This is a genomic window from Chryseobacterium sp. BGA-UO-ETr-SB22, from assembly GCF_059567885.1.
Genome location: NZ_JCAQOV010000005.1, coordinates 817,573 through 840,310 on the forward strand (window position 1 = coordinate 817,573; position 22,738 = coordinate 840,310).

The 22,738-nt window shown below is 35.4% G+C and carries 25 protein-coding genes and 1 tRNA gene; 20 read left to right on the forward strand and 6 right to left on the reverse strand.

All coding sequences use genetic code 11. The features are described 5' to 3' along the window. Positions 1–48: 48 nt before the first annotated feature. Entirely contained in the window at positions 49–1,062 is a 1,014-nt protein-coding gene (locus AC57AW_RS10925; protein WP_496351884.1) for a hypothetical protein, read from the reverse strand. Between the two features lie 33 nt (positions 1,063–1,095). After that, complete coding sequence (locus AC57AW_RS10930; protein ID WP_496351885.1) at positions 1,096–1,950, reverse strand: hypothetical protein; 855 nt, start codon at positions 1,948–1,950, stop codon at positions 1,096–1,098. 69 nt (positions 1,951–2,019) lie between these two features. On the opposite strand from AC57AW_RS10930, the gene AC57AW_RS10935 reads away from it, so the two are divergent. The 8 genes from AC57AW_RS10935 (at position 2,020) to AC57AW_RS10970 (ending at position 6,545) form a co-directional block, all read left to right on the forward strand. Continuing rightward, on the forward strand, positions 2,020–2,538 hold the full coding sequence (locus tag AC57AW_RS10935; protein WP_496351886.1) for a Crp/Fnr family transcriptional regulator: 519 nt from the start codon (positions 2,020–2,022) through the stop codon (positions 2,536–2,538). Between the two features lie 53 nt (positions 2,539–2,591). Further along, a complete protein-coding gene (locus AC57AW_RS10940; RefSeq protein ID WP_496351887.1) occupies positions 2,592–3,173 on the forward strand; it encodes a DinB family protein in 582 nt (193 codons plus the stop codon). A gap of 4 nt (positions 3,174–3,177) precedes the next feature. Then, positions 3,178–3,690: a methylated-DNA--[protein]-cysteine S-methyltransferase gene (locus AC57AW_RS10945; RefSeq protein ID WP_496351888.1), complete on the forward strand. Its 513-nt coding sequence runs from the start codon at positions 3,178–3,180 to the stop codon at positions 3,688–3,690. 56 nt (positions 3,691–3,746) lie between these two features. Next, positions 3,747–4,352 (forward strand): CDP-alcohol phosphatidyltransferase family protein, encoded by a 606-nt coding sequence (locus tag AC57AW_RS10950; protein WP_496351889.1) that lies wholly within the window; start codon positions 3,747–3,749, stop codon positions 4,350–4,352. Between the two features lie 128 nt (positions 4,353–4,480). After that, positions 4,481–5,083 (forward strand): DUF2911 domain-containing protein, encoded by a 603-nt coding sequence (locus tag AC57AW_RS10955; RefSeq protein WP_496351890.1) that lies wholly within the window; start codon positions 4,481–4,483, stop codon positions 5,081–5,083. A gap of 3 nt (positions 5,084–5,086) precedes the next feature. After that, positions 5,087–5,614 carry a GNAT family N-acetyltransferase gene (locus AC57AW_RS10960; protein WP_318847937.1) on the forward strand — a complete coding sequence of 176 codons (528 nt, stop codon included), beginning with the start codon at positions 5,087–5,089 and terminating at the stop codon, positions 5,612–5,614. After that, positions 5,611–5,982, forward strand: a complete 372-nt coding sequence (locus AC57AW_RS10965) for a cupin domain-containing protein (RefSeq protein ID WP_496351891.1) — start codon at positions 5,611–5,613, stop codon at positions 5,980–5,982. Before AC57AW_RS10960 ends, AC57AW_RS10965 begins: the two co-directional genes overlap by 4 nt. A 182-nt stretch (positions 5,983–6,164) precedes the next feature. Further along, positions 6,165–6,545, forward strand: coding sequence for a peptidase associated/transthyretin-like domain-containing protein (locus AC57AW_RS10970; protein ID WP_496351892.1), 381 nt, complete (start codon positions 6,165–6,167; stop codon positions 6,543–6,545). Positions 6,546–6,611: 66 nt separating this feature from the next. On the opposite strand, the gene AC57AW_RS10975 is transcribed toward AC57AW_RS10970, so the two are convergent. From AC57AW_RS10975 to AC57AW_RS10985, 3 genes are all read right to left on the reverse strand, one after another. Continuing rightward, positions 6,612–7,355: a dienelactone hydrolase family protein gene (locus AC57AW_RS10975; protein WP_496351893.1), complete on the reverse strand. Its 744-nt coding sequence runs from the start codon at positions 7,353–7,355 to the stop codon at positions 6,612–6,614. 57 nt (positions 7,356–7,412) lie between these two features. Next, positions 7,413–8,024: an HAD family hydrolase gene (locus AC57AW_RS10980; protein ID WP_496351894.1), complete on the reverse strand. Its 612-nt coding sequence runs from the start codon at positions 8,022–8,024 to the stop codon at positions 7,413–7,415. Between the two features lie 94 nt (positions 8,025–8,118). Further along, complete coding sequence (locus AC57AW_RS10985; protein ID WP_318847932.1) at positions 8,119–8,550, reverse strand: type I restriction enzyme HsdR N-terminal domain-containing protein; 432 nt, start codon at positions 8,548–8,550, stop codon at positions 8,119–8,121. Between the two features lie 7 nt (positions 8,551–8,557). Here AC57AW_RS10985 and holA point away from each other — a divergent pair, with 7 nt between their 5' ends. From holA to AC57AW_RS11000, 3 genes are all read left to right on the forward strand, one after another. Beyond that, the gene (gene holA, locus AC57AW_RS10990) at positions 8,558–9,595 is read left to right on the forward strand and encodes a DNA polymerase III subunit delta (protein ID WP_496351895.1); all 1,038 of its coding nucleotides are present in this window, start codon (positions 8,558–8,560) and stop codon (positions 9,593–9,595) included. Positions 9,596–9,874: 279 nt separating this feature from the next. Then, positions 9,875–10,816 carry a thioredoxin-disulfide reductase gene (gene trxB, locus AC57AW_RS10995; protein ID WP_496351896.1) on the forward strand — a complete coding sequence of 314 codons (942 nt, stop codon included), beginning with the start codon at positions 9,875–9,877 and terminating at the stop codon, positions 10,814–10,816. Between the two features lie 348 nt (positions 10,817–11,164). Then, positions 11,165–11,542 (forward strand): VOC family protein, encoded by a 378-nt coding sequence (locus tag AC57AW_RS11000; protein WP_142716357.1) that lies wholly within the window; start codon positions 11,165–11,167, stop codon positions 11,540–11,542. 414 nt (positions 11,543–11,956) lie between these two features. Here AC57AW_RS11000 and AC57AW_RS11005 read toward each other — a convergent pair whose 3' ends face one another. After that, positions 11,957–12,808, reverse strand: a complete 852-nt coding sequence (locus tag AC57AW_RS11005) for a pepsin/retropepsin-like aspartic protease family protein (RefSeq protein WP_496351897.1) — start codon at positions 12,806–12,808, stop codon at positions 11,957–11,959. A 299-nt stretch (positions 12,809–13,107) separates the two neighbouring features. On the opposite strand from AC57AW_RS11005, the gene AC57AW_RS11010 reads away from it, so the two are divergent. The 9 genes from AC57AW_RS11010 (at position 13,108) to AC57AW_RS11050 (ending at position 22,478) form a co-directional block, all read left to right on the forward strand. Then, the gene (locus AC57AW_RS11010; RefSeq protein ID WP_496351898.1) at positions 13,108–13,320 is read left to right on the forward strand and encodes a glyceraldehyde-3-phosphate dehydrogenase; all 213 of its coding nucleotides are present in this window, start codon (positions 13,108–13,110) and stop codon (positions 13,318–13,320) included. A gap of 142 nt (positions 13,321–13,462) precedes the next feature. After that, positions 13,463–13,547, forward strand: a tRNA-Ser gene (locus AC57AW_RS11015). Between the two features lie 256 nt (positions 13,548–13,803). Further along, entirely contained in the window at positions 13,804–14,244 is a 441-nt protein-coding gene (locus AC57AW_RS11020; protein WP_496351899.1) for an Arm DNA-binding domain-containing protein, read from the forward strand. A 24-nt stretch (positions 14,245–14,268) separates the two neighbouring features. Then, on the forward strand, positions 14,269–14,829 hold the full coding sequence (locus tag AC57AW_RS11025; protein WP_496353881.1) for a site-specific integrase: 561 nt from the start codon (positions 14,269–14,271) through the stop codon (positions 14,827–14,829). Between the two features lie 11 nt (positions 14,830–14,840). After that, the gene (locus AC57AW_RS11030; protein ID WP_496351900.1) at positions 14,841–15,065 is read left to right on the forward strand and encodes a toprim domain-containing protein; all 225 of its coding nucleotides are present in this window, start codon (positions 14,841–14,843) and stop codon (positions 15,063–15,065) included. Between the two features lie 508 nt (positions 15,066–15,573). Beyond that, positions 15,574–16,446: a helix-turn-helix domain-containing protein gene (locus AC57AW_RS11035; RefSeq protein ID WP_496351901.1), complete on the forward strand. Its 873-nt coding sequence runs from the start codon at positions 15,574–15,576 to the stop codon at positions 16,444–16,446. A gap of 82 nt (positions 16,447–16,528) precedes the next feature. Continuing rightward, the gene (locus AC57AW_RS11040) at positions 16,529–17,713 is read left to right on the forward strand and encodes a nuclear transport factor 2 family protein (RefSeq protein ID WP_496351902.1); all 1,185 of its coding nucleotides are present in this window, start codon (positions 16,529–16,531) and stop codon (positions 17,711–17,713) included. Between the two features lie 1,031 nt (positions 17,714–18,744). Continuing rightward, on the forward strand, positions 18,745–19,266 hold the full coding sequence (locus AC57AW_RS11045; protein ID WP_496351903.1) for an AAA family ATPase: 522 nt from the start codon (positions 18,745–18,747) through the stop codon (positions 19,264–19,266). Between the two features lie 473 nt (positions 19,267–19,739). Next, on the forward strand, positions 19,740–22,478 hold the full coding sequence (locus tag AC57AW_RS11050) for an RCC1 domain-containing protein (RefSeq protein ID WP_496351904.1): 2,739 nt from the start codon (positions 19,740–19,742) through the stop codon (positions 22,476–22,478). The last annotated feature ends 260 nt before the right edge of the window (positions 22,479–22,738 follow it).

A 22,738-nucleotide genomic window follows, 5' to 3' on the forward strand; every position in this document is an offset into this window, starting at 1 on the left:
AGATTTTCCTGTAGAGAAAACCTTTTTATCATTTTGCTTTTTACTGTATTAATGCCTGTTATCACAATTAATCGGAAAATCCTTCTCCTTTTTATCTAAAAAACTAATGGAAGGACAGCCAAAAGACTGTACAAGAAAGCCAAAAATCACCGGAGGTTTTCCTTTGAAAAGATGACCTGTATATTGGAAAATGTTAGCTTCATCAGCATCTATTCCATACAAAGGAAGAAATTCTCCGCCATCACTTCCTGCAAGACTGAATGTTTTCTCAGCAATTTTTTCTTTACGATCATTGATGACGACCAGTTTACGATCTACAATGTTTCCTTCTTCAAGATAATCCTGCAGATAATAGGTCAGATTTTCATACTGTGACTGATAGGTTTTTCCCTGAACTAATTTTGAATGAGAAAAATATTTTTTTGAAATATCGGCACCTGCTTTTTGCCATTTCATTGCTTTCATTTTATTTTCTACGAATGGATTTTTATTTCCAAAATAAGCGATGGCATTATTAAATTGGTCGTACTCTGTGATTTTTTGGTGAGTAGCTACCTGAAAGCCCATCATATAAGAATCCGGATCTAAATCTTCACTATCTGTATAAGGACTTAGATAAGCTACTGCTTTTAATTGGCTTATCGGCATTTTTTGAAGTTTATTAGAACCATACTCATATATAAAGAGAGAATCATTTTCCGTGAGATGAATTCCGTTAAGAAGCTTCTTTCTGCTGGGAGTATCCAGTTCAAAATGCTGGCGTTCTTCATAAGTCATCTGCTTGTGATTTTTAACAATGTCTGCAGGAATAGGTTGCTCTCCTTTGTAGATATCTGAAACAGAAATGAAAATATCCATATCAGAATCTTTTTCAGCGGATGAAATAACAGATAAACTGAAAATATTAAAATCGGTGTAATCTATTTTCTCCTCAGTTTTAGTTGTTTTTATAGAATCATTTGTGGTTTTTGTTTCTGTGGCAGTTGTTTTCTTCTCTTCTTTCTGACAGCTTACAATAACGAGTGAGGAAAATAAAAGGGCTGCAGCAGTTTTGATTTTCATGATCTTTCTTAGTTTTAAGGTGTTTATCATATTCTAATTCATTTTGTAGTAGGGCTCTGAAAAATATTTGCTGGGTTTTATATAAGCCATTTTCCTCTCGGCATCAAAGACCCAGATAAATCTGCGGAGCATATCAGCACCCAGATAACTTACATTTTGTGTTTTAAGTTCTCCTGAGAAAAATCCTACCGGGATATCTTTGAAAACACTCTTTTCCAGGTTAAAATAAGGAAGAATAGCTTGCTTGGTCGTTAAAGTCTTGCCTTCAGAATTTTTCAGCGTTTTCTCTCCGGTTACCTTCAGTTTTTTGTCAAGTTGCTTTTCTTCTGCAAATTCGTTACTGTACAGAATCGCTCCGGAAAACCCTGATTGTAGGACAAAATAGGCTTCCTGCTGCTGATCTCCATCAATAATATTATCTCCGGCAAGATAGAATCCATCATGATCTAAGATGATATTTAAAGGCTGGTAGTCTTTCAGGTCCGGCATTTTATCATACATTACAAATTGGTTGTTATCATAATCAATTTTAAATGCTTTACCTTCAAAAATTCCGGTTCCTATTTTTCCGTCAGCTTCATGCCCGGTTAATTGATTGTCAAAAAAGCGTACATTTTTCTGGGTGATTTTCCCAATTTCTACGGTATTATGATCACTGATTTCTTCTTTGTTGAAAATAATATGATCTGCTTTCCGTTTTCGTTCGGGGGAGATAGAATAATCTTTCATCGCAATCTGAAACATCAGATCCAGCGAATCCTTCTTGTTGATAAGGGTTTTCACAATGATATTATTGTGTTTGGTAATCCTGAAAGGGATGGTTTGCTGGGCTTTCATACCGGAAAATCCAATAGAAAGCAGCATAAGAAGGGCTGTTTTTTTGAGCATTATCAGTGATTAGTGTTTTAAAACATTAAAATTACCTATTATCTTTGAAAAAGCAAATAATAAAATGAAATGGTTGAAAAATTGCTTCAAAGTGAAATTCATTGGGAAAAGAAAGAATTCAAAAGAAATGAGTTCCTGAAGATTTCGGGCAGTACGGATACTAATATTTATTTTATTGAAAGCGGGAGCGTCCGGATCTTCATGATGGATGAAAAGGAAGAAAGAATTATCCGTTTCGGATATACTGGAAATATTATTGTCAGCCTTGATTCCTTTTTAACAGGAAAGCCGTCTGATCTTTATATTCAGGCCATAAAAAAATCAATCGTAAAAATAGTTTCAAAAAAAGATTTTTATGAGTTTGTACAATCTAGTGAAGAGCATCTGGAATTTTGGATGAATACTCTTGAAGATCTGGTATTGCAGCAGCTAGAAAGAGAAAAAGACCTGCTTATCAATGCTCCCGGAGAACGTTTTGAGAGGGTTTTAAAACGAAGTCCGAAGCTGTTTCAGGAAGTTCCCAATAAATATATTGCCAATTATCTCAGAATGTCACCGGAAACTTTATCAAGGCTTAAAAAATCTTGAGTTCAGTCAAGATTTAAGAATACTCTGTTCAGGATATTTGCATAAAAAACGTAATGAAAATTTCAGCTTCAGAATTGTTAGATCAATTAAAAGAAATAACCCGACAGCATATACAATATGCACAGGCACTCACACAAAAAACAGAGGAGGAGCTGAACTTCAGAACTTCACAGGATAGCTGGAGTCCATTGGAGTGTCTGGAACATCTCAACCGTTACGGAACCTTTTATATTCCTGAAATTTCTAATAGAATTGCGGCTTCCAAAACTTCTCCAAACGATATTTTCAAATCAGGAATTCTTGGGAATTATTTTGCTAAAAGCATGCTCCCCAAAGAAAAACTGAATAAGATGAAAACACTTAAAACAATGAATCCCATCCACAGCCGACTCAATAAAACAGTTGTGGATGAATTTATCAATCAGCAAAAGCAGTTACTCGAATTATTAGAAAAAGCTCAGCATATTGATCTGGAAAAAACGAAAACCAGTATCAGTATTTCAAAGTTTATAAAATTGAAGCTGGGCGATACCTTTCGTTTTGTTATTTATCACAATGTAAGACATGTTGAACAGATAAAAAGAATTTTAACCTTTAAAAAAGAAGATATAATTTCCAAAAAAGCTTACTTTTAAACTAATGGAATTTATACACCAAAAAAATATATCAACCCCGCTGGGAGAAATGATTGTCTGTGCCGTAGACCAAGGGATCTGTCTGCTTGAATTTACAGACCGGAAAAATATTGAAAAACAGCTGAAGGCTTTGTCAAAATCTTTGAAAGCAGAAATTGTAGAACAAGAACATCTTCATTTTCACCAGCTGGAAGAAGAATTGGAAGAATATTTTGAAGGAAAAAGAAGCCATTTCGATGTTCCGCTGTTTACGACAGGAACTGAGTTTCAGGAAAAAGTCTGGCAGCTTCTCCGTGAAATTCCGATGGGAGAAATAAGAACGTATAAGCAGCAGTCGGAGATCTTAGGAAATCCAAAGGCGATACGTGCCGTAGGAACAGCCAATGGGATCAATAAAATTGCGATTTTAATCCCGTGCCACCGTGTGATAGGCTCCAACGGAGAATTGGTAGGCTATGCCGGAGGTATCTGGAGAAAACAAAAATTGTTGGAGTTAGAAAAAGCTATTTTGTTTTAAAAACCCTTTCTATTCCTTACTTTTTACCCCTTAAAATGATCTTGCTATATTCTTTTATGAAATCAAAAATTCCGGCTATTTTAATTTTTTCCAGACTTATTATTGGATTAATCATCATTTTATTAAGCCTTATTAAAGTCGGTTATTATCAGACAATTGCTGTTGTTTTATTAACCATAGGACTATTAACCGATATTTTTGACGGAATTATAGCCAGATATCTTAATATTTCAACCCAAAAACTCAGACGTCTGGATTCTACTGTTGATCAGATTTTTTTCGTTTCAGTAGGACTTGCCACGTATATACAATGTCCCGAGTTTTTCAAAACAAATGCTTATAAAATAATCATTCTTGGAGGGGTTGAAATCCTTATTTATCTGGTAAGCTTTATAAAATTCCGAAAAGAAGTGGCTACACACTCTATTGGTGCCAAAATATGGACTATATTGCTTTTTGGAACATTAATTCAGGTTATTTTTCAGTGTCAGTCGATTATTCTATTTAATCTTTGTTTTTGGGTGGGATTGCTGACCAGGGCAGAAATTATTGCTATTCTTCTGATCCTGAAAACATGGACCAATGATGTTCCTTCTGTTTTTCATTCAATCCAGCTCAGAAAGGGAAAAACAATCAAGAAAAGTAAACTATTTAATGGGTAGATACTGATTTCAAAAAGGATTTGAATGTAATAATATGTTAATAGAAAAATATCGGTAAAACAAAAATTAACGAAGTTTGTGAAAGCTATTTTGTTTTGATTTTTGTAATTTTAAACAAAAATTTACACGTGAAAAAGTTATTAGCAGCAGTTTGCATTTCAGTTTCAGCATTCAGTTTTGCTCAGGATTATTCTGTGCCGGCAGCAAGTCCGCGCCAGAAGGTTGAGCAACAGTTTTCTATGTCTAAAATCTCCATCGATTATGGAAGACCAGGAGTGAAAGGACGTAAGATTTTTGGAGAATTGGTTCCTTATGGTCAGGTTTGGAGAGCAGGTGCTAACTCGTCTACGAAAATTACTTTCGGACAGGCCGTTAATTTCGGTGGGAAAACAGTTCCTGCAGGAACTTACGGATTATTCATCGTTCCTACAGAAAAGGAATGGAAAGTGATTTTGAATAAAGATTTCCAACAGTGGGGAGCTTATACTTACGATCCTAAACAAGATGTAGTAGATGTTACCGTACCAGTTAATGTACTTACAGACAAACAAGAGTGGTTTGAAATCACCCTGAATCCTACAGATGAAAATACAGGAAACTTAGTGATCAAATGGGATATGGCTCAGGCTGAAGTTCCTTTGAAGCCATCAAAATTAGACACTGTGATCAAGATTTCTGACAAGTTAAAAGAAATCAAGAAAATAGAATCAGATTCTACTAAAAAGAGCTAAGCAATGAATTTTTCTGTTCAGCCTGTTTTAGAGAATGAAGAATTTCAACTGATCCCCTTACAGCAAGGAGATTTTGAATCTTTATATGAAGTAGCTTCCGATCCTAAAGTTTGGGAACAGCATCCCAACAAAGATCGTTACCAGAGAGAGGTTTTCGAAAACTTTTTTACAGGAGCTATGGAGAGTGGCGGAGCTTTCAAAATTATTGAGAAAGCTACCGGAGATGTATTGGGCAGCAGCCGTTATTATAATTTTGATGAAGAAGACAGCCATATTTTCGTAGGATATACTTTCTACGGAACAAAATCGTGGGGCAAAGGCATTAATCCACAGGTTAAAAAGCTGATGCTGGATTATATCTTTCAGTTTGTAGATAAGGTTCATTTTCACATCGGAAAAGAAAATTTCCGTTCACAGACAGCTTTGGAAAGACTTGGCGGACAAAAAATTGCTGAAGAAGAAGTTGCTTATTTTGCAGAGCCTACAAGAACCAATTTTGTATATGAAATCACAAAAGAAGACTGGGGATGAAAAAATATAAAATTCAACATTCCCCATTTGTAGTTCCTACTACAGACGGGAAACTGATTGAAGAGCATTGGGGAAACTCTACCGGAAATTCTAATGTTTCTATTGCCCATATGGTAGCACCTCCGGACTGGAGTGAGCCGCATCAGACGCCTGAATTTGATGAATTTACTTATATCATTTCAGGGAAAAAACAATTCGAAATCGACGGAGAAGTTGTTGTTTTGGAAAAAGGTCAGAGTATTCTTATTGAAAAAGGAGCGAGAATCCGTTACAGCAACCCATTCTCAGAACCTTGTGAATACCTTGCCATCTGTCTGCCAGCCTTTTCTATGGAGCTGGTCAACAGGGAAGAGGAAAGAGCAGATTAAGAACATTTTTAAACTATAAAAAAGCAAATCCTTGGATTTGCTTTTTTGTTTGGTATTCAATTAGAGTTATTTTTCTTAAATGCCTATGAATTCTATCTTTTATTATGTTTTTTTCAAAATTGATATTGGATGTTTTAAATTATTTTGTAAGTTCGCGGGCTTAAAAAAACTATTTAAAATTTATGAAAAATAAATTATCGATTGTACTATTGCTGGGTATTACACTTTCTACTACTTCATGTGCATCTATTTTTACAGGAACTCAGGATGCAATAGCTTTTTCTTCGAGCCCTGAAGGAGCAAAAGTGTTTCACAAAGGAATAGAAAAATGTACAACGCCTTGTACTGCTAAAATCCAAAGATCTTTGAGTAAGCAGATGGTTACATTTGAAAAAGAAGGATTTGAGAAGAAAGAAGTGAAACTGACAAAAAACTTTAATGCAGTAACTTTACTTAATATTATTCTGGGAGGAGCAATAGGAGTTGGAATTGATGCCGCAACAGGTTCTCTAACCAAATATTCTCCAAAAAAATATGATGTTGAGCTGGCAGCTCAACCATAATTGGATAAAAGTATAAAAAGAAAAAGGCAAATTTGCAGATTCGCGAATTTGCCTTTTTTGTTATTCCTATTTCAGTATTTCTTTCAGGAATACCAACGTATGATTCCATGCTCTTTTGGCCATTGTTTCATTATAATCCGGTGATTTTGGATCCGTGAAAGTATGTTTTGAGTGGGCATAGGTAATAATCTGCCAGTCAGCGTTTCCTTCATTCATTTCTTTGATGAGGTTATTGTAATCATCAGGAGTTACACTTTTATCATCAGCAGGATTTTCAACCAGAATTTTCGCAGTTAGTGCTTCGTTTTTTCTGCTCTGATCCCTTGCAAGGCTTCCATGGATAGAAACCACTCCGGCAACAGGTAAATGACCTCTGGCTGATTCTAATGCTCCAGTACCGCCAAAACAATAGCCAATAACAGCTGTTTTATCAGAAATCGCCCCGTTTTTCTTCAGCTGTTCCAAAGCCAGTGCAATTCTTTTTTGGTATTCGTTGTAATTCTGTTTGTAATATCCTGAACTTTTGGCCGCGGATTCATTGTCTGCCGGAATTTTTCCTTCGCCATAAATATCAGCGATAAAAGCAATGTAACCTTGTTTTTCAAGTTCAAGAGCGGCTGTTTTAGCTTCCTCATCAATCCCTTTCCAGGCTGGAAGAATCAGAACTCCCGGAAGTTTCTTTCCTGCATTGGAAGTGATAAGACCATTCAGCTTCTGTGCGCCGTCCTGATAGGAAACGGTTTTAAGTTTCTGACTGAAAAGGGTTCCTGAAGCCATAATCATTGTGGTTAATAAGATGGAACGTATCATAATTAATTGTTTGTGAATTGTAAAAACAGATTAAAATTAAGAAAATATTTAAAAGGGTTAAACTTCAATTCCAAATTTTTTCAGTTCCTTCGTTAAGTCGGTATCCGGAAAAACGTGAATGGTAATGAATCCCAGTGACTGTGCCATGTCGATATTCTTTGGATTATCATCAATGAAAACAGATTCGTCAGCCTTGATGTTGTATCTTTCTAACAGCACATGCCAGATTTTAGGGTCTGGTTTTATAAGCTTTTCTGTTCCGGAAACCACTATTTTACCCTCAAATATCTGGAAGAAATCATAGTTTTCCAATGCGTAAGGAAAGGTTTCTTCAGACCAATTCGTGAGTCCGAACAGTTGATAATCGGTATTTTTAAGTTTTCTCAGTACCTCTACGTTTTGTGGAATATCACTTTTCAGCATGACGGTCCAGTTGTCATAGAAAGCCTGGATCTCTTTTTCCCATTCAGGGAATTTTTTTATCTGGATTTCTGTTCCTTCAGCAAGACTTCTTCCTCTGTCCTGTTCTACATTCCATTCATCCTGAGCAATGTGTTTCAGGAAGTATTCCATTCTTTCATTATCGTTAAAATAATCTTTGAAAAAATATCTCGGATTCCAGTCCATAAGAACGCCTCCGAAATCGAAAATAATGTTCTTGATTTTCATATTAATTGATATTGTTGTAAATCAATTTATTAAGGTTGTTTTTGAACTTTCGCCCTTCCTGTCAATATTGGTAAAAACGGAGTCATAGTATGGTTTACTCTGGTCTGTAGAACCGATACTGCCCATCTTCATAATAAGCATTGATATGCTGAAGCCCATTGGTCAGGATGATTTCCCGGGCTCCGATAATAGAATTATATCTGGCCGTCTGTTCGAATGTTTTTTCCGTTAATTTAATCTGTGGCGCTTTGCATTCGATCAGAATAATAGGTTCTGTTTTCTCTGTAACCAGAAGGTCAACACGTTTGGTAAGCCCGTTCAGGACAATCTTTTTTTCGGTGATCAGGGCTGATGTAGAATAGGATTTTACAGTAAGGTAATAGTGTATCCAGTGCTGTCTTACCCATTCCTCAGGAGTGAGCAGAAGATAAGTTTTACGAACCAAATCATAAATAAAAAACTTATCTTTGTCTTTCTTGAATTTAAAATCAAAAGTTTCCTGAAAATTCAGTTTTGGAAGTTCCATTAATAAGATGAAAGAATTAGATTTAATCCTCAAAAATATTAAAAATAAAGAAGTTTTACCTATTTATTTTTTCCACGGAGAAGAAGCTTACTTTATTGATGTCGCTGTAAAAGCCCTTGAACATAACTTTTTGGAAGAAGATGAAAAAGCTTTCAACCAGACAGTTACTTATGGAAAAGATACTTCTTATCAGGAAGTTCTTTCTCTGGCCAGACAGTTTCCCATGATGGGAGACAAGCAGGTGATTATCGTGAAAGAAGCTCAGGATTTACGATTCAATGAAGAGGAAAACAGAATTCTGGAATCTTATGTAGAAAACCCTGTTCCTTCTACAGTATTGGTTTTCGCACACAAGCACAAAAAACTAGACAGCAGAAAAAAGGCAGCTAAAGCTTTAGATAAAGCTAAAACTCTTTTTCTGAGTGAATCTGTAAAGGAAAACAATCTTCCCAAATGGATTTCAGATGAATGTGTGAAACGTAAAATCAATACAGCGCCTAATATTTCCCATCTTCTAGCAGAATATCTTGGTAACGACCTGTCCAGAATTGTGAATGAACTTAACAAATTAAAGATCATCCTTAAAGAAGGAGAAATCCTTGACGGAACTATTGTTGAAAACCATATCGGAATCAGTAAAGAGTATAATATTTTTGAACTTCAAAAGGCTTTGGGGACCAAAAATGCCAATACTGCTTTTAAAATTGCCCATTTTATGGGAAAGAATCCGAAGAACAACCCTTTCGTCATGATGCTGGCAAGCCTTTACAATTACTTTTCAAACGTTATCATCTATCAGACGATGGCTGGGCAGTCTCCACAGACCATAGCATCTCAGATGGGTGTAAATCCATACTTTATCAAAGATTATGCGGAAAGTGCGAGACTTTATCCTCTAAAACATGCTACAAGAGTCATTTCTATTCTACGTGAGTTTGATATGAAAGGAAAAGGACTGGGAGCAGTGAATATGGGAGAAGCTGAGCTGATTAGGGAACTGGTGTATAAGATTATCAATGTAGATAAGATTAAGATGAAAGTGTGATGAGAATGCGAGATACGAGGTAATATTATATGAGATACGAGTTGCGGGATATGAGGTTGTAAAATTGTTAAATTTTCGTGCCAAATCCCTCCTGAATCCCAATAATTCAACCCTCGAACCCGAATCATGAAACTCGAATCCCGAGCCTCACAACAATTACCATCGAAATTCAACATATCAGATATTGACAAGTATCATTAAAATAACTTTAAGGAGAAATTAAAAATTCCGAAATTAGCGGTCTTAATTCAAATTAAATCTTTTCGAACAAAGTAAATTATGGAGCAAAACATTTTAGATTGTGTGATCGTTGGATCTGGGCCTTCTGGTTTCACCGCTGCTATCTATGCAGCAAGAGCAGACCTTAAACCTGAATTGTATACAGGTTTGGAGCCAGGCGGACAATTAACGACAACCACAGAGGTGGATAACTTTCCAGGGTATCCAGCTGGGATTACAGGTCCTGAAATGATGATGGATCTGCAAAAACAGGCAGAAAGATTTGATACCAAAGTTCATTATGAAATGATCACTAAAGCTGAATTCTCTAAGGAAGTTGGCGGTGTTCACAAACTATATGCAGGAAACAAAGAAATCCTTGCAAAAACAGTCATTATCTCTACAGGAGCTACTGCAAAGTATTTAGGGCTTGATGATGAAAAAAAATATGCAGGAGGTGGAGTTTCAGCTTGTGCTACGTGTGACGGATTCTTCTACAGGGGAAAAGATGTTGTGGTAGTAGGAGCAGGAGATACAGCAGCTGAAGAGGCTACTTACCTTGCTAAATTGTGTAAAAAAGTAACACTATTGGTAAGAAAAGACGTTTTCAGAGCTTCAAAAGCAATGATTCACAGAGTGGAAAACACTCCGAATATCGAAGTGAAATTTCACCATGAATTAATCGGGATTGAAGGAGAAAACAGCCTTGTAGAAAGAGCGGTAATCATCAACAATCAGACTCAGGAAAAATCTACAGTAGATGTTGAAGGGATCTTTATTGCAATTGGCCACAAGCCGAATACGGATATCTTCGCAGGTCAGATAGATCTTGATGAAAACGGATATATCTTAACAGAAAAAGGTTCTTCAAGAACAAATCTTCCGGGAGTATTTGCTGCTGGAGACGTTCAGGACCATATATACAGACAGGCTATTACAGCTGCCGGAAGCGGGTGTATGTCTGCAATGGATGCAGAAAAATATCTGGCTGAATTACACTAATAGTATTCAGTTTATACAATACAAAGCGTGCCTGATGGGTGCGCTTTTTTCGTTTTCCATCTATCTGAGTGTTTTTGCACGTCAAGCAGCTTTTTATTACTATCTGCAACATCAGTATGAGATAAAATAAATTAAACAGTGTACAATTTTATCGGAGATAAAGTCTTTGCACCTTATAGTAAGTGTTTTTAGGATTACTTGTGCCTTTGCGTTTTCCAACAAAAATATTTCTCCATATCCAATGAAAAATTCATGAAATATCTAATGAAAACATTAATATATTTGTGAAACTGCAAAGTGAAACTGATTTGCATTCCATTTATATAAACTTAAAAAAACGAATAAAAAATGAAAAGAGTAACTGCCATTGGAGGCATCTTCTTTAAGTGTAAAGACCCGGAACAAGTAAACGAATGGTACAAAACCCACCTTGGCTTACCAACCAGCCCATACGGAGCCAAATTCGACTGGAAAGAGGCTGATTCTGATAAGAAAGGATATACGCTGTGGAGCCCTTTCAAAGACTCTACCCAATATTTTGAACCTTCATCAAAAGAATTCATGATCAATTACCATGTAGAGAATATTGAAGCATTAGTAGAGGAACTAAAGAAAGAAGGTGTAACGGTACTGGACGAAGTGGCAACATATGAATACGGGAAATTTGTACACATTCTTGATCCAGAAGGTAATAAAATAGAATTGTTTGAACCAGCAGGGGAATAAAAGACGGAAAAGGCTGTAATTAAGAACCTGCTACTAACTATACCTAAAGTTTATCATTCAGAGCAATACAAATTGAAGCGTGAAATCTAAAGTATTTCAATAAATTTAGATTCTTACGGAATGACATAAACTTATCCCAACGTTTGTCATTCCGTAGAATCCAGTGTGAATAATTCAGAAAAAATAAGGTTGTAAGAAATGAGAAACCATACAAAATTCTGACAGAAGTAATACCTATTTCCCTTGCTAGGAAGGATGGCGAAAATTCAAAAAAAATTTGATGGGATGGCTTTCGCAGCATAGTTTTCCACATTGTCATTGATTGCGTCGAATCTTCGATTTCTGACGAAGGAAGAATCTTATTTTTGAGGTAATTCTTCGTCAAAATTACAGTTTTGCAACATATCTCTAATTTTAATCTAAAATGTAAATCTTCTTCTCTTTAAGATTGAATCCCAGTTTTTTACCCAGCCAGTTGATACTCGTTTTGCCTTCATAAATAAGACCTTCCACAAAAGCGACCTTAGGCTTTTCAACGGTAGCAAAAGGGGTAGAAATAGAGCCAATATCACCTATATAAAACTTGGTTGTCAGATCGGGGTTGAATTCACTTTTCTTTTCCATTACTTGCAGGGTCTCTTTTTTGATGGCTAGTGTATTCATCAGGTTTTCATTAAGCCAAAAAGAATCTTTACCAGAGCCGGAATCCAGAAGAACATTGATCTTGTATTTATTGTTTAATAGCACATAAGTAGTAATATCCATGGACTGGTCTGCGTTGGTAGACAACTGGATATCCATCACTTTCTTACTGCTCAGTTTTTCTTTTGGAAAGACAAGCTCGTTGGTAGTATAATCAATGATAAACTCTGTGTCATAAAGCATTGGAAGGGAAATCAAGCCGTCAATTCCTTTGATCTCCATATCATGCGTGGCATACCATGTGTTTTTAAACTTTTTACCATTAAAAATAATCTCTTTCGATTTGAATAGGGGAATAGTCATTTTCTCGCCTGTTGCCCTGAAAGCTGTAAGGTAATTATAGGTTTCTTTTGGGCCCAGGTCTTTGGAAAAATTTCTCAGGAAAAGATTGATTCCACCACCGGTATCAAAAATGAAATTTCCCTTTTTACCATCTACTTCAGCCCCTACAATCAGATGGCCGGATGGAAGAACAGACATAGGCATTTTCTGGGCAAAAGCCATTGAGGAAAAAGCTAGAGAAGCAGTAACAATCGTACTTTTAATAAAAGATTGAGTAAACATTTGAAAATAGTGTTATTAGTTTTTAGTTCTGTTATAGAGTGATTTGAATCTTTACAAATATACTTTATTCTCCGGATACTTGTATAACATCCTGGAGAGGTTCATGTATGGTCTTCAGCCACTTCGGAAGGAGTTCTACCTACTTTATAAAGGGGATAAAGGATTTTTTGATTGGTACCCGGTGAAAAAACAATTTGGCTCTTCTGGTATACTCGTGTAAGGGCAAGTTGTTTATCTTTCTGAAAAATATTCCTACCTAGAGTAAAATTCCTAAATTTAGCTTCTAATCGAAAATAAAAATGGAAACAAAAGTCATCAAAATAACGCACGTTACCGGAACCTACATTATTGAGGCTCCCTTTGGAAAACTTAATGATCTGAAAAGCCAGCTAGACAAATGCCTGAACGATGAGCAGGGAGCTATCGTGGTAAAAGGAGAAGACGGAGATCAGTTTGTATATCCGTCCGATTTTTTAAAAAACAGCTTCATTACAATCGTAGACAGAGAATAGGTGATGTGTTCGGTGAAAATAATTCCCTTGATTTCTAGTCTATTATTAAGTTTTGTTAAAATTTGTGTGGCAAAAGTTTTGCAGAAATTAAAAATCGTTCTATATTTGCACCACTGAAAACAACGGTATAGCCGGAGTTTAAGGAGAGATGGCAGAGTGGTCGATTGCGATAGTCTTGAAAACTATTGACTGTAACAGGTCCGGGGGTTCGAATCCCTCTCTCTCCGCTAGGTGAGAAACCAAAGAACATTAAAAGCCTTTAAATAGTAATATTTAAAGGCTTTTTTTGTTTTTATGACTTATCAAAAAGTATCATAATAATTCAAATAAAAAGGGGAGTAACTTGGTGAGTAGCAAATATTGAAAGATATGTACTCACCGAATTTAGTAAGAAACAGCCTGTTCATCAATCATACACGCTATTGAACATCTTGTAGTTTTAAAGATTCAGAATTAATTTCATTAACCTTTAAAACCATGCTAATGCAAACCTACAGTTTATTATTCTACGTAAAAAAGACAAAAGGAAATTCTGATTTATCAGCCATCTATTTAAGAATCACTGTCAACGGAAAACGAAGTGAAATCTCAACAGGGAGAACAATTAAAACTATTGATTGGAGCTCCAAATCCGGTAAAATTTCTGGGACCTCTTCACAGTCAAAAACTTTAAATTCATTTCTAGAAGGTTTGAGAGCAAAAATGTTCGAATCGTATAATTATCTTTTAAACAATCAAAAAATGATCACTTGTGAAAGTTTAAAAAATAGATTTTTAGGTATTGACGTTCGGAGAGTTACTCTAGTGGAAGTATTTAAAGACCACAATAATCAAATCAGAGAATTGATAGGAAAAGGTTTTGCTCGTGGAACATTAGAAAGATATGAGACATCCTTAAGACACACCCAGCAATTTATGCAATGAAAATATAATATTTCGGACATTGATATAAGAGAAATTAATCCTGCTTTTATAGCAGACTATGAATTCTTTCTAAAAACCGTTCGTAACTGTGCGAATAATTCTGCAGTAAAATATATTAAGAATTTTCAGAAAATAATCAATATTTGCTTGGACAATGAATGGATAACCAAAAATCCTTTTTCGAACTACAAATCTAAGATTGTGATTTCGGATGTGCGTTTCCTGACAGAGAGTGAATTGGATAGGATAAAAAAGAAACTGTTTGAAACAGAGAGATTAAAGATAGTTAGGGATATATTCCTTTTTTGTTGCTTTACAGGATTATCATATTCTGATGTGAAAAAATTGGCAAACGAAAATATAAGGATCGGAAATAATAAAGAGAAATGGATTAAAATCAAAAGAACAAAGACCAAAGTTGAAGCAAATATTCCTTTATTACCAATTGCCGAAGGGATTTTAGATAGCTATAGAATGCATCCTAGATGTATCAATGATGAGAAAGTTCTCCCAGTGTTCAGTAATCAGAAAATTAATGAATATTTGAAAGAAATCGCTGCTCTGAAGGTTATTTCGATTACCTGACTTATAGAATTATGGATAAAGAACAAAATGCAGATTATTTGATTCTGAATTCTACTTCAATGTTTTTTAAGGTTGAAAATGAATTGAATAAGTATCATAAAATCTCATTGTTTTTGGATAATGACGACAACGGGAAATCGGTTAAAACAAAAATTCAGAATCAATATAATAACGTAGAAGATTGTTCTCAAATTTATCTTGATTGTGTTGATTTGAATGAGTGGTATTGTAAATGAAAACAGAGAATCTTCAATTAAATATTCTTACTTCCATTATGGTTTTCCGTATTGTAATTAAAATGTTTATGATGACCTTTATAAAGAATTAACTAAAAAATATTTATATGGAAACCGTAACAGCTATTAAGCCAGGGCCAAAACCTAAGAAAGAAGATGGAACGCCAGATAAAAGACCTCGCGTAACTCCGCCAAATCAACCGAAACATCCTGATTTGAAACCACACAAGCATAAGCCCGGAGACTCAAAGTAATAAAAATAAATCCCAACTGTAAAGCTGGGATTTATGTTTTTTGTTTTTCTTCCCAAATAAAAATGAATCCAAATTATCAGAATAAATTTCGTAATATAGGTTTATTATTACATTTATGTGCTTGTCTAATTTTGTTGTATTCAATTGATTGATTATGAATGTTTTATGGAATTAATAAGCCTAAGGATAGATAGGTGATATTTGCGCAATGCGTAAATTTATACGTTAGCTGTAATTGTACCAATACCCTGCAAATGACAACAGATATTAAAAATTACGACTTTAAGACCGGACTTCCACAAGAATTTGAAATTGTGGATTTGGTGGAATTATACAAAGACTTTGAAGATACTTTAACCACGACACATCGAACTGGTTTTTATCATATTATTTGGTTCCAAAAAGGAAATCCGACACATTTAGTGGACTTTGACCCAATAAAAATAAAGACAAACACTTTGCTATTTCTCAATAAAGATATAGTTCAACGCTTTGACAGTAAAACAAAGTTTGAAGGAAAAGCAATTTTATTTACGGACAATTTTTTCTGCAAAACTGAAGCCGATACTAAATTTTTGCGTAGTAATATTTTGTTCAATGATTTGTTTTCGGTTTCTCGAATTCAATTGGATGAGCAAACAACTGTGTTCGCCGATATTTTGCATCAAATGACCAGTGAAATACAAAATGTTAAAGATAATTCACAAGCGGACATTCTGAAAAATCTACTACACAATTTTTTACTTCATTCAGAAAGAAAAAAGCGTGAACAAAACTTTATTGAACTTAAAAAGGAAGCTAACCTTGATTATGTGATGCTGTTTAAAGACCTTCTCGAAATAAACTACAAAGCTCAAAAGCAAGTATCCTACTATGCCAAAGAAATGTTTATCTCTGAAAAACGCCTAAATCAGGCCACTTCAAAACTTTTTGGCAAAACATCTAAAGAAATTATTAATGACAGGGTGATGCTGGAGGCCAAAAGAGTTTTAGCCCATACAAACGAAAGCGTAAAAGAAATTTGCTATTATTTGGGGTTTGAGGAACCCACCAATTTTATAAAATACTTCAAAAAGCATTCGCAAATTACTCCAATAGAGTTTAGAGAAAAGAACTCGGTGGCGTAAAAGTATCATTCAAAGGAACATTACTACCTTTTCCATTTTTACAGTTCGTTGCAACTTTGCATTGTAATTAAAACATAGCAAAATGAACAAAATATTATTAAGTGCAACAATGATTTTAAGTGTTGGGTTATTTACTTTAAATGCTCAAACCAAATCAAATGTAAATTCAAAAAAATTAAATAAAATAAACAATCAAGTTGAAGTAATCGGCAACAAATTCAAGGCTGATTTTGGCAATTATGCTTTCGAACTATTTTTTGAAAGTGAAACAAAATTAACCTGGAAAGCATTAACGAATGATGGTTTTGGCGCATCAGAAACTGTTGCGATAACAAAAACACAAATCAGGCCCAATTTATATATGGTATATTGGAAAGAGAAGTCTGGTACAACCGTAACTCATTTGGAAGATTTTGAGAAGCAAATTGTTTACACGAATATCACCTCACCAGACAATACATTTTTAAATTTAAAAGGAAGTTTAACATTAATAAAAAATAATAAAATGGAAAACAAACAAAAAGTAGTAAGCCTACTAAAAGCAATTGAAACAGGAGCAGCAGAACCTGTTGGATATATCAACTCTAACAAGTACATTCAACACAATTTAGGTGTTGCAGATGGACTTGCAGGTTTCGGAGCGGTGTTGCAAGCATTGCCACCAAATTCAGCAAAAGTGAATACTGTAAGAGCTTTTCAAGACGGAGATTTTGTATTCACGCATACAGATTACAATTTCTTTGGCCCAAAAATCGGTTTTGACATTTTTCGTTTTGAAGACGAAAAGATTGTAGAACATTGGGATAATTTGCAAGAAACACCTGCAAAGCCAAATCCAAGCGGACATACAATGATTGATGGTGCAACAGAAATTAAAGACCTTGACAAAACCGAAGCCAACAAAACATTAGCAAGAAATTTTGTTGAAGACATTTTAGTAAATGGCAAAATGGAAAAACTGGCGGGATATTTTGATGGAGATAATTACATCCAACATAATCCAAATATTCCAGACCAACTTTCAGGATTAGGTGCTACACTTGCCGAATTGGCGAAACAAGGCATCTTTATGAAGTACGACAAAATTCACCGGGTACTTGGAGAAGGAAATTTTGTATTGGTCGTAAGTGAAGGGTACTTCGGAAAAGACCACAATTCTTTTTATGACTTGTTCAGAGTTGAGAACGGAAAGATTGCAGAACATTGGGACGTAATTGAGAAAATGACACCGAAAGAAGATTGGAAAAACAATAACGGAAAGTTCTAATCTGACTGCCAAGAATAATTTAAGCCATTTGCATATATTTGTGAATGGCTTTTTTCGTTGAGGGAAAACAACCACAGCTCAACAAGTGCTTACCAAAAGCGAGGCTGAAGTTATTCGATTAAACATTTGTGCAAGGTTCAAGATTATTAATTCTATTGAACTTTTGTGCTAAAATCCCCGTCTTCGGCAAGCCCAAAACGTTGCACGTCATTAAAAACAGTACTATGAAAAAATTTATATATTATCCAAACTTAGAACCACCAAATACGGAATGGTTGAAATTTTCAATTCTTTATCTAGAAAAATTTGAAAGTATTGTACCAGTTGATAGACAGAATTTAATTTCTGACGATTATCGAAAATTATTAAATGAAACTGATTTAGTTGAAATGTATTCTCCTGAATATCTTCAAGGAGATTGTCTGTTAATATGCTTCGGCAATGATACTACCAATCAAATACACCGTGATCGACAGCGGATATCCTGAAACTGTTAAGGACTATATAATGAAAGACGTGGAAAAAATTAATAGTGAAGGCTAGGCCTTAGAAAAGTTTAGATCATATACAGGGAGCGGTCAAATTTCTTAGGCGTAATAATTCTTCTAAAATCATTGATATTAACCAAATTTAGCATAATACCTATCGCCATCTTTTCAATGCAGAACCTGGATTCTTTTATTGGGCAATATTTAAATAAATTATAGTGAATTAATCCTTTAAGGTAAAATGTTTTATATTTGTATATTCAAACTAAAGAGTTCTTTAGTCAAGAGTTAAGATTTTGCAGATTAAAAATATAGAGTAGTGGCAAATTCGTGGCAATTGTCTGAGTTTTATTTTAATTATACCATATTCAGATCGTTTTTATTGTCAAGTTCGAATCCCTCTCTCTCCGCAAAAAAGTGAATCCTGTACGATATTCGTACAGGATTTTTTGTTTTGTAAATTAACCGAAGAAATTTATTGGAGCAAAGCTATATCTTTAAGTGGGACAAAATAAAATAATTTAATTTTTTAAAACTAAAAGTATGCGGATAGCTTTTACAGGTTCACATAGGGTCGGAAAAACAACTTTGGCGGAGGAAATAGCTGAAAGTTTACCTGACTATGAATTTATTAATGAGCCTTATCTTCAACTTGAAGAGCAGGGATATTTGTTTTCAGAAATACCAACTTCGGATGATTACATTGAACAATTCAATTTTTCTGTAGAACAAATAAGAAATAGTGATGACAACGTGATTTTTGACCGTTGCCCATTAGACCTGCTGGCGTACATTTATGCGATAAACAAAAAGAAAAATATATCTGCTCTCTACGAAGAAATGACCAACGCAATTGCTGGGATTGACCTTTTGGTTTTTGTGCCCATAGAAACTGTCGATATAATAATCTATCAGGAATCAGATTTGCCCGATCTAAGACACGAAGTCAATGATATCTTGCAGGACTGGATTGGAGATTTTAGCAATGAAATTCTAGTAGTAACAGGAACTCTGGATAACAGAAAAAAGCAAATATTGGATAAAATAATCAATTTAGAAAAATAGATAGCTTATATCTTTATGGACGTAGAAACGATAGCATTCTGACCTTGCTGAAAATATTCATAAATGCTATTTCGGGATTCATCATAAAAATCTACTTTTGTAACCAACAGCATAAAAATTATCATAACTGATAATGTTGTTTCCTCAAAAACTAAACCTTAAAAACTAATTAAACCATGAAAATGAACAAAACTACACTGTATTTGTTTTTACGAATACCATACTCTTTTTTTCCTGTAATTTAAAACAACAGTAAGTCCTCAAAATTTCTTCAGGGCTACAAGTAACATCTGCAAAATTCTTTTTAAAATCAATGCTTATTCATTGATTAACATTTCTGTTTCTCTATGAATTTATTTGATTTTGAAGAATTGTTGGTATTCAGATGACTTATTGTATGGAGTTTGGAAACCATGTAAACGAAGCGGAACCGAAAAGCTATATGAGTAGGAAAATATCATGAAAATTAAAATATGAGAAAAATACTTTTATTATGTGTATTCATTAGTTTGCACACCTTTGCTCAATGTTGGCAAAGTCTCAGTGCTGGAAATGAACATTCAGTAGGAATCAAAACAGACGGATCATTGTGGGGATGGGGAACTAATTTTTCAGGAGAGCTAGGTGACGGAACCTCAATGGGCAGAAATGCACCACGCCGAATAGGAAAAGTTACAGATTGGAAAATTATCAGTGCCGGAGGTTATCAGACTTTCGCCATTAAAAATAACGGAACATTGTGGGCATGGGGACGTAACGAATATGGACAGCTGGGAGATGGAACTACCGCTACAAAAAATATCCCAACACAGATTGGAACAGATACGAATTGGAAAAGTGTCAGCATAGGGGAAGACTTTTCGGTAGGAATCAAAACAGATGGAACATTATGGACATGGGGACGTAACGATTCCGGACAATTGGGAGATGGAACTACCGCTGCAAAAAAAATCCCAACACAAATCGGAACAGGTACAGATTGGCAAAGCGTTGATACCGGCTATAAGTATGTATTAGGAATCAAAACAGATGGGACACTATGGGCATGGGGCTCTAATAGTTCCGGACAATATGGAGATGGTACAAACCTTTCAAAAAAAGTTCCCACGCAAATAGGAGCAGATACGAATTGGAAAATCGTTGACGCTTCAGATAATTATTCACTAGGTCTAAAAACAGATGGTACCCTTTGGGCATGGGGTCAGAATGTTTATGGGCAATTAGGTGATGGAACTAACATATCAAAAAAAGTTCCGACTCAAATAGGAACGGAAACTAACTGGCTATATATAGGGGCTAAAAATGGGGCTGCATTTGCAACAAAGACAGATGGAACCCTTTGGTCATGGGGATATAATGCTTTTGGACAACTTGGAAATGGAACGGACACAACAAATGCCGCATTACCACCTACACAAGTAGGTTCTTCTTCAGACAATCTTCAGATTTATGTTGGAAAAAATCATGTTCTTGTAAAGAATATTGACGGTACTTTTAAATCTTGTGGACAAAATAGTTTAGGTCAGTTAGGAGATGGTACTAATGTTGAGAAAGATACGTTTGTCGCTATTGCCTGTCCTGAAGTTTGTATTCCTCCAACACAATTTTCAACAGCCAATATTACTTCTGCAACAGCTACTATTACCTGGACGGCAGCCACTCAAGCGCCTGGTATGGGTTATTTGTACATGTATAGCACAAATCCTGCAATGAGTGGAAATAATGGAGCTACTACTTCTACAACGGTAAATTTAACCAATTTACTGCCTGCCACCACTTATTATTGGTGGGTAGCTTCTGATTGCGGATTTAGCCAGGCAGTTTGGCTGTCTGGAGGTTCTTTTACTACACTTCCTTCCACTGAACCCGGCTGTTGGCAAAAGGTGAGTGCCGGTCTTTATCATTCCATAGGATTAAAAACAGACGGAACATTATGGGGCTGGGGAGATAACTCTGACGGAGCGCTGGGTGATGGAACTACTGTAAACAGAAATATTCCCACCCAAATAGGAACCTCTGATAACTGGGTGAAAATAGCTGCCGGGCTTTCTTATTCGGCAGGCATAAAAGCAGATGGAACCCTTTGGACATGGGGTTGGAATTATAACGGGCAATTAGGTGATGGAACTACAACCCAGAGGACGGCTCCAATACAACTAGGAACAGATGCAGACTGGGTAAATATGGCAACTGGAGATGGTAATATGGCAGCTATAAAATCTGATGGTACCCTTTGGGCTTGGGGAAATAATAAGAGTGGACAATTAGGAGATGGCACAACAGTAAATAAAACCTTACCTATACAGATAGGAACCGCAACAGACTGGCTAAATGTAGCATCCAAAGGCAATCATACTCTTGCCATAAAAACAGATGGAACGCTTTGGGCCTGGGGGGATAATAAGAGCGGACAATTAGGAGATGGCACAATAGTAAATAAAACCTTACCTGTACAAATAGGAACAGCTACGAATTGGAAAGCTATTGATGGAGGAAGGATTCATTCCATGGGAATCAAAACAGATGGAACAATCTGGGCCTGGGGAGATAATAGATGGGGACAATTGGGAGATGGTACAACAGTGAATAAAACCCTACCTATACAAGTAGGAACCGCAACAGATTGGCGAAATTTTAGCAGTGGTACTAATGGGTCCTCTATAGCGATAAAAACAGATGGAACGCTTTGGACATGGGGATATAATGCCTCAGGACAATTAGGAGACGGCTTTACAGCGCACAGATCTACCCCAATGCTTATCGGAACTGCCACCGACTGGCAAAATATCTCAGCAGGAGGTCAAAATACACTGGCTATAAATACTAATGGACTTTTAGCGATCTCTGGTTATAATAGTGAAGGACAGATCCCTGATGGCACAGATATTCAAAGGACAATTTTTACGCCTGTTGGCTGTCCTGCAAGTAATGTAGTGGTTGATGTAGTTTCAGCAAGGAAAAGTTTAGCTCCAACAAAGGCAGAACAGCTGAAAGTCTATCCAAATCCGGTATACGATGTCCTGACAGTCTCATTGGATCAGAAAATTCTTTCAGTAATGGTTTACAATACAGCCGGAAAACAGGTACTTACCAAAGCAATTAATGATGCTAAAGGAACAGTTGACTTTTCTACTCTGTTACCGGGTATTTATCAGGTGATAGTACATTCGGATAATGATACTGTAAAAACTGTAAAAGTAATCAAACGCTAAGCATATCACTACAGAAATTCAGTAAAGAATTTACCAGAATAATGCTCTTAGGAAAGCTTATCGGGTAAATAATGGAATCTCCACAAAATAAGCCTTGAATCATTTGATTCAAGGCTTATTTTATTATAAATAATATAGAAAGTTTTATGAGTATGTTTCTCAACTCTTTTATTCAAATTAATGAATGAAAAATTTATATAAAATGATAAAAGTATAGAAGATAGTCTGATTTTTAATATCGTAAGTGGTTGGTATTCTGT

Bases quoted from the DNA above. Each gene is read 5' to 3' on its own strand.
- AC57AW_RS10925 (WP_496351884.1), bottom strand. From the start codon at position 1,062: ATGAAAATCAAAACTGCTGCAGCCCTTTTATTTTCCTCACTCGTTATT.
- AC57AW_RS10930 (WP_496351885.1), bottom strand. From the start codon at position 1,950: ATGCTCAAAAAAACAGCCCTTCTTATGCTGCTTTCTATTGGATTTTCC.
- AC57AW_RS10935 (WP_496351886.1), top strand. From the start codon at position 2,020: ATGGTTGAAAAATTGCTTCAAAGTGAAATTCATTGGGAAAAGAAAGAA.
- AC57AW_RS10940 (WP_496351887.1), top strand. From the start codon at position 2,592: ATGAAAATTTCAGCTTCAGAATTGTTAGATCAATTAAAAGAAATAACC.
- AC57AW_RS10945 (WP_496351888.1), top strand. From the start codon at position 3,178: ATGGAATTTATACACCAAAAAAATATATCAACCCCGCTGGGAGAAATG.
- AC57AW_RS10950 (WP_496351889.1), top strand. From the start codon at position 3,747: ATGAAATCAAAAATTCCGGCTATTTTAATTTTTTCCAGACTTATTATT.
- AC57AW_RS10960 (WP_318847937.1), top strand. From the start codon at position 5,087: ATGAATTTTTCTGTTCAGCCTGTTTTAGAGAATGAAGAATTTCAACTG.
- AC57AW_RS10965 (WP_496351891.1), top strand. From the start codon at position 5,611: ATGAAAAAATATAAAATTCAACATTCCCCATTTGTAGTTCCTACTACA.
- AC57AW_RS10970 (WP_496351892.1), top strand. From the start codon at position 6,165: ATGAAAAATAAATTATCGATTGTACTATTGCTGGGTATTACACTTTCT.
- AC57AW_RS10975 (WP_496351893.1), bottom strand. From the start codon at position 7,355: ATGATACGTTCCATCTTATTAACCACAATGATTATGGCTTCAGGAACC.
- AC57AW_RS10980 (WP_496351894.1), bottom strand. From the start codon at position 8,024: ATGAAAATCAAGAACATTATTTTCGATTTCGGAGGCGTTCTTATGGAC.
- AC57AW_RS10985 (WP_318847932.1), bottom strand. From the start codon at position 8,550: ATGGAACTTCCAAAACTGAATTTTCAGGAAACTTTTGATTTTAAATTC.
- holA (WP_496351895.1), top strand. From the start codon at position 8,558: ATGAAAGAATTAGATTTAATCCTCAAAAATATTAAAAATAAAGAAGTT.
- trxB (WP_496351896.1), top strand. From the start codon at position 9,875: ATGGAGCAAAACATTTTAGATTGTGTGATCGTTGGATCTGGGCCTTCT.
- AC57AW_RS11000 (WP_142716357.1), top strand. From the start codon at position 11,165: ATGAAAAGAGTAACTGCCATTGGAGGCATCTTCTTTAAGTGTAAAGAC.
- AC57AW_RS11005 (WP_496351897.1), bottom strand. From the start codon at position 12,808: ATGTTTACTCAATCTTTTATTAAAAGTACGATTGTTACTGCTTCTCTA.
- AC57AW_RS11010 (WP_496351898.1), top strand. From the start codon at position 13,108: ATGGAAACAAAAGTCATCAAAATAACGCACGTTACCGGAACCTACATT.
- AC57AW_RS11020 (WP_496351899.1), top strand. From the start codon at position 13,804: ATGCAAACCTACAGTTTATTATTCTACGTAAAAAAGACAAAAGGAAAT.
- AC57AW_RS11030 (WP_496351900.1), top strand. From the start codon at position 14,841: ATGGATAAAGAACAAAATGCAGATTATTTGATTCTGAATTCTACTTCA.
- AC57AW_RS11035 (WP_496351901.1), top strand. From the start codon at position 15,574: ATGACAACAGATATTAAAAATTACGACTTTAAGACCGGACTTCCACAA.
- AC57AW_RS11040 (WP_496351902.1), top strand. From the start codon at position 16,529: ATGAACAAAATATTATTAAGTGCAACAATGATTTTAAGTGTTGGGTTA.
- AC57AW_RS11045 (WP_496351903.1), top strand. From the start codon at position 18,745: ATGCGGATAGCTTTTACAGGTTCACATAGGGTCGGAAAAACAACTTTG.
- AC57AW_RS11050 (WP_496351904.1), top strand. From the start codon at position 19,740: ATGAGAAAAATACTTTTATTATGTGTATTCATTAGTTTGCACACCTTT.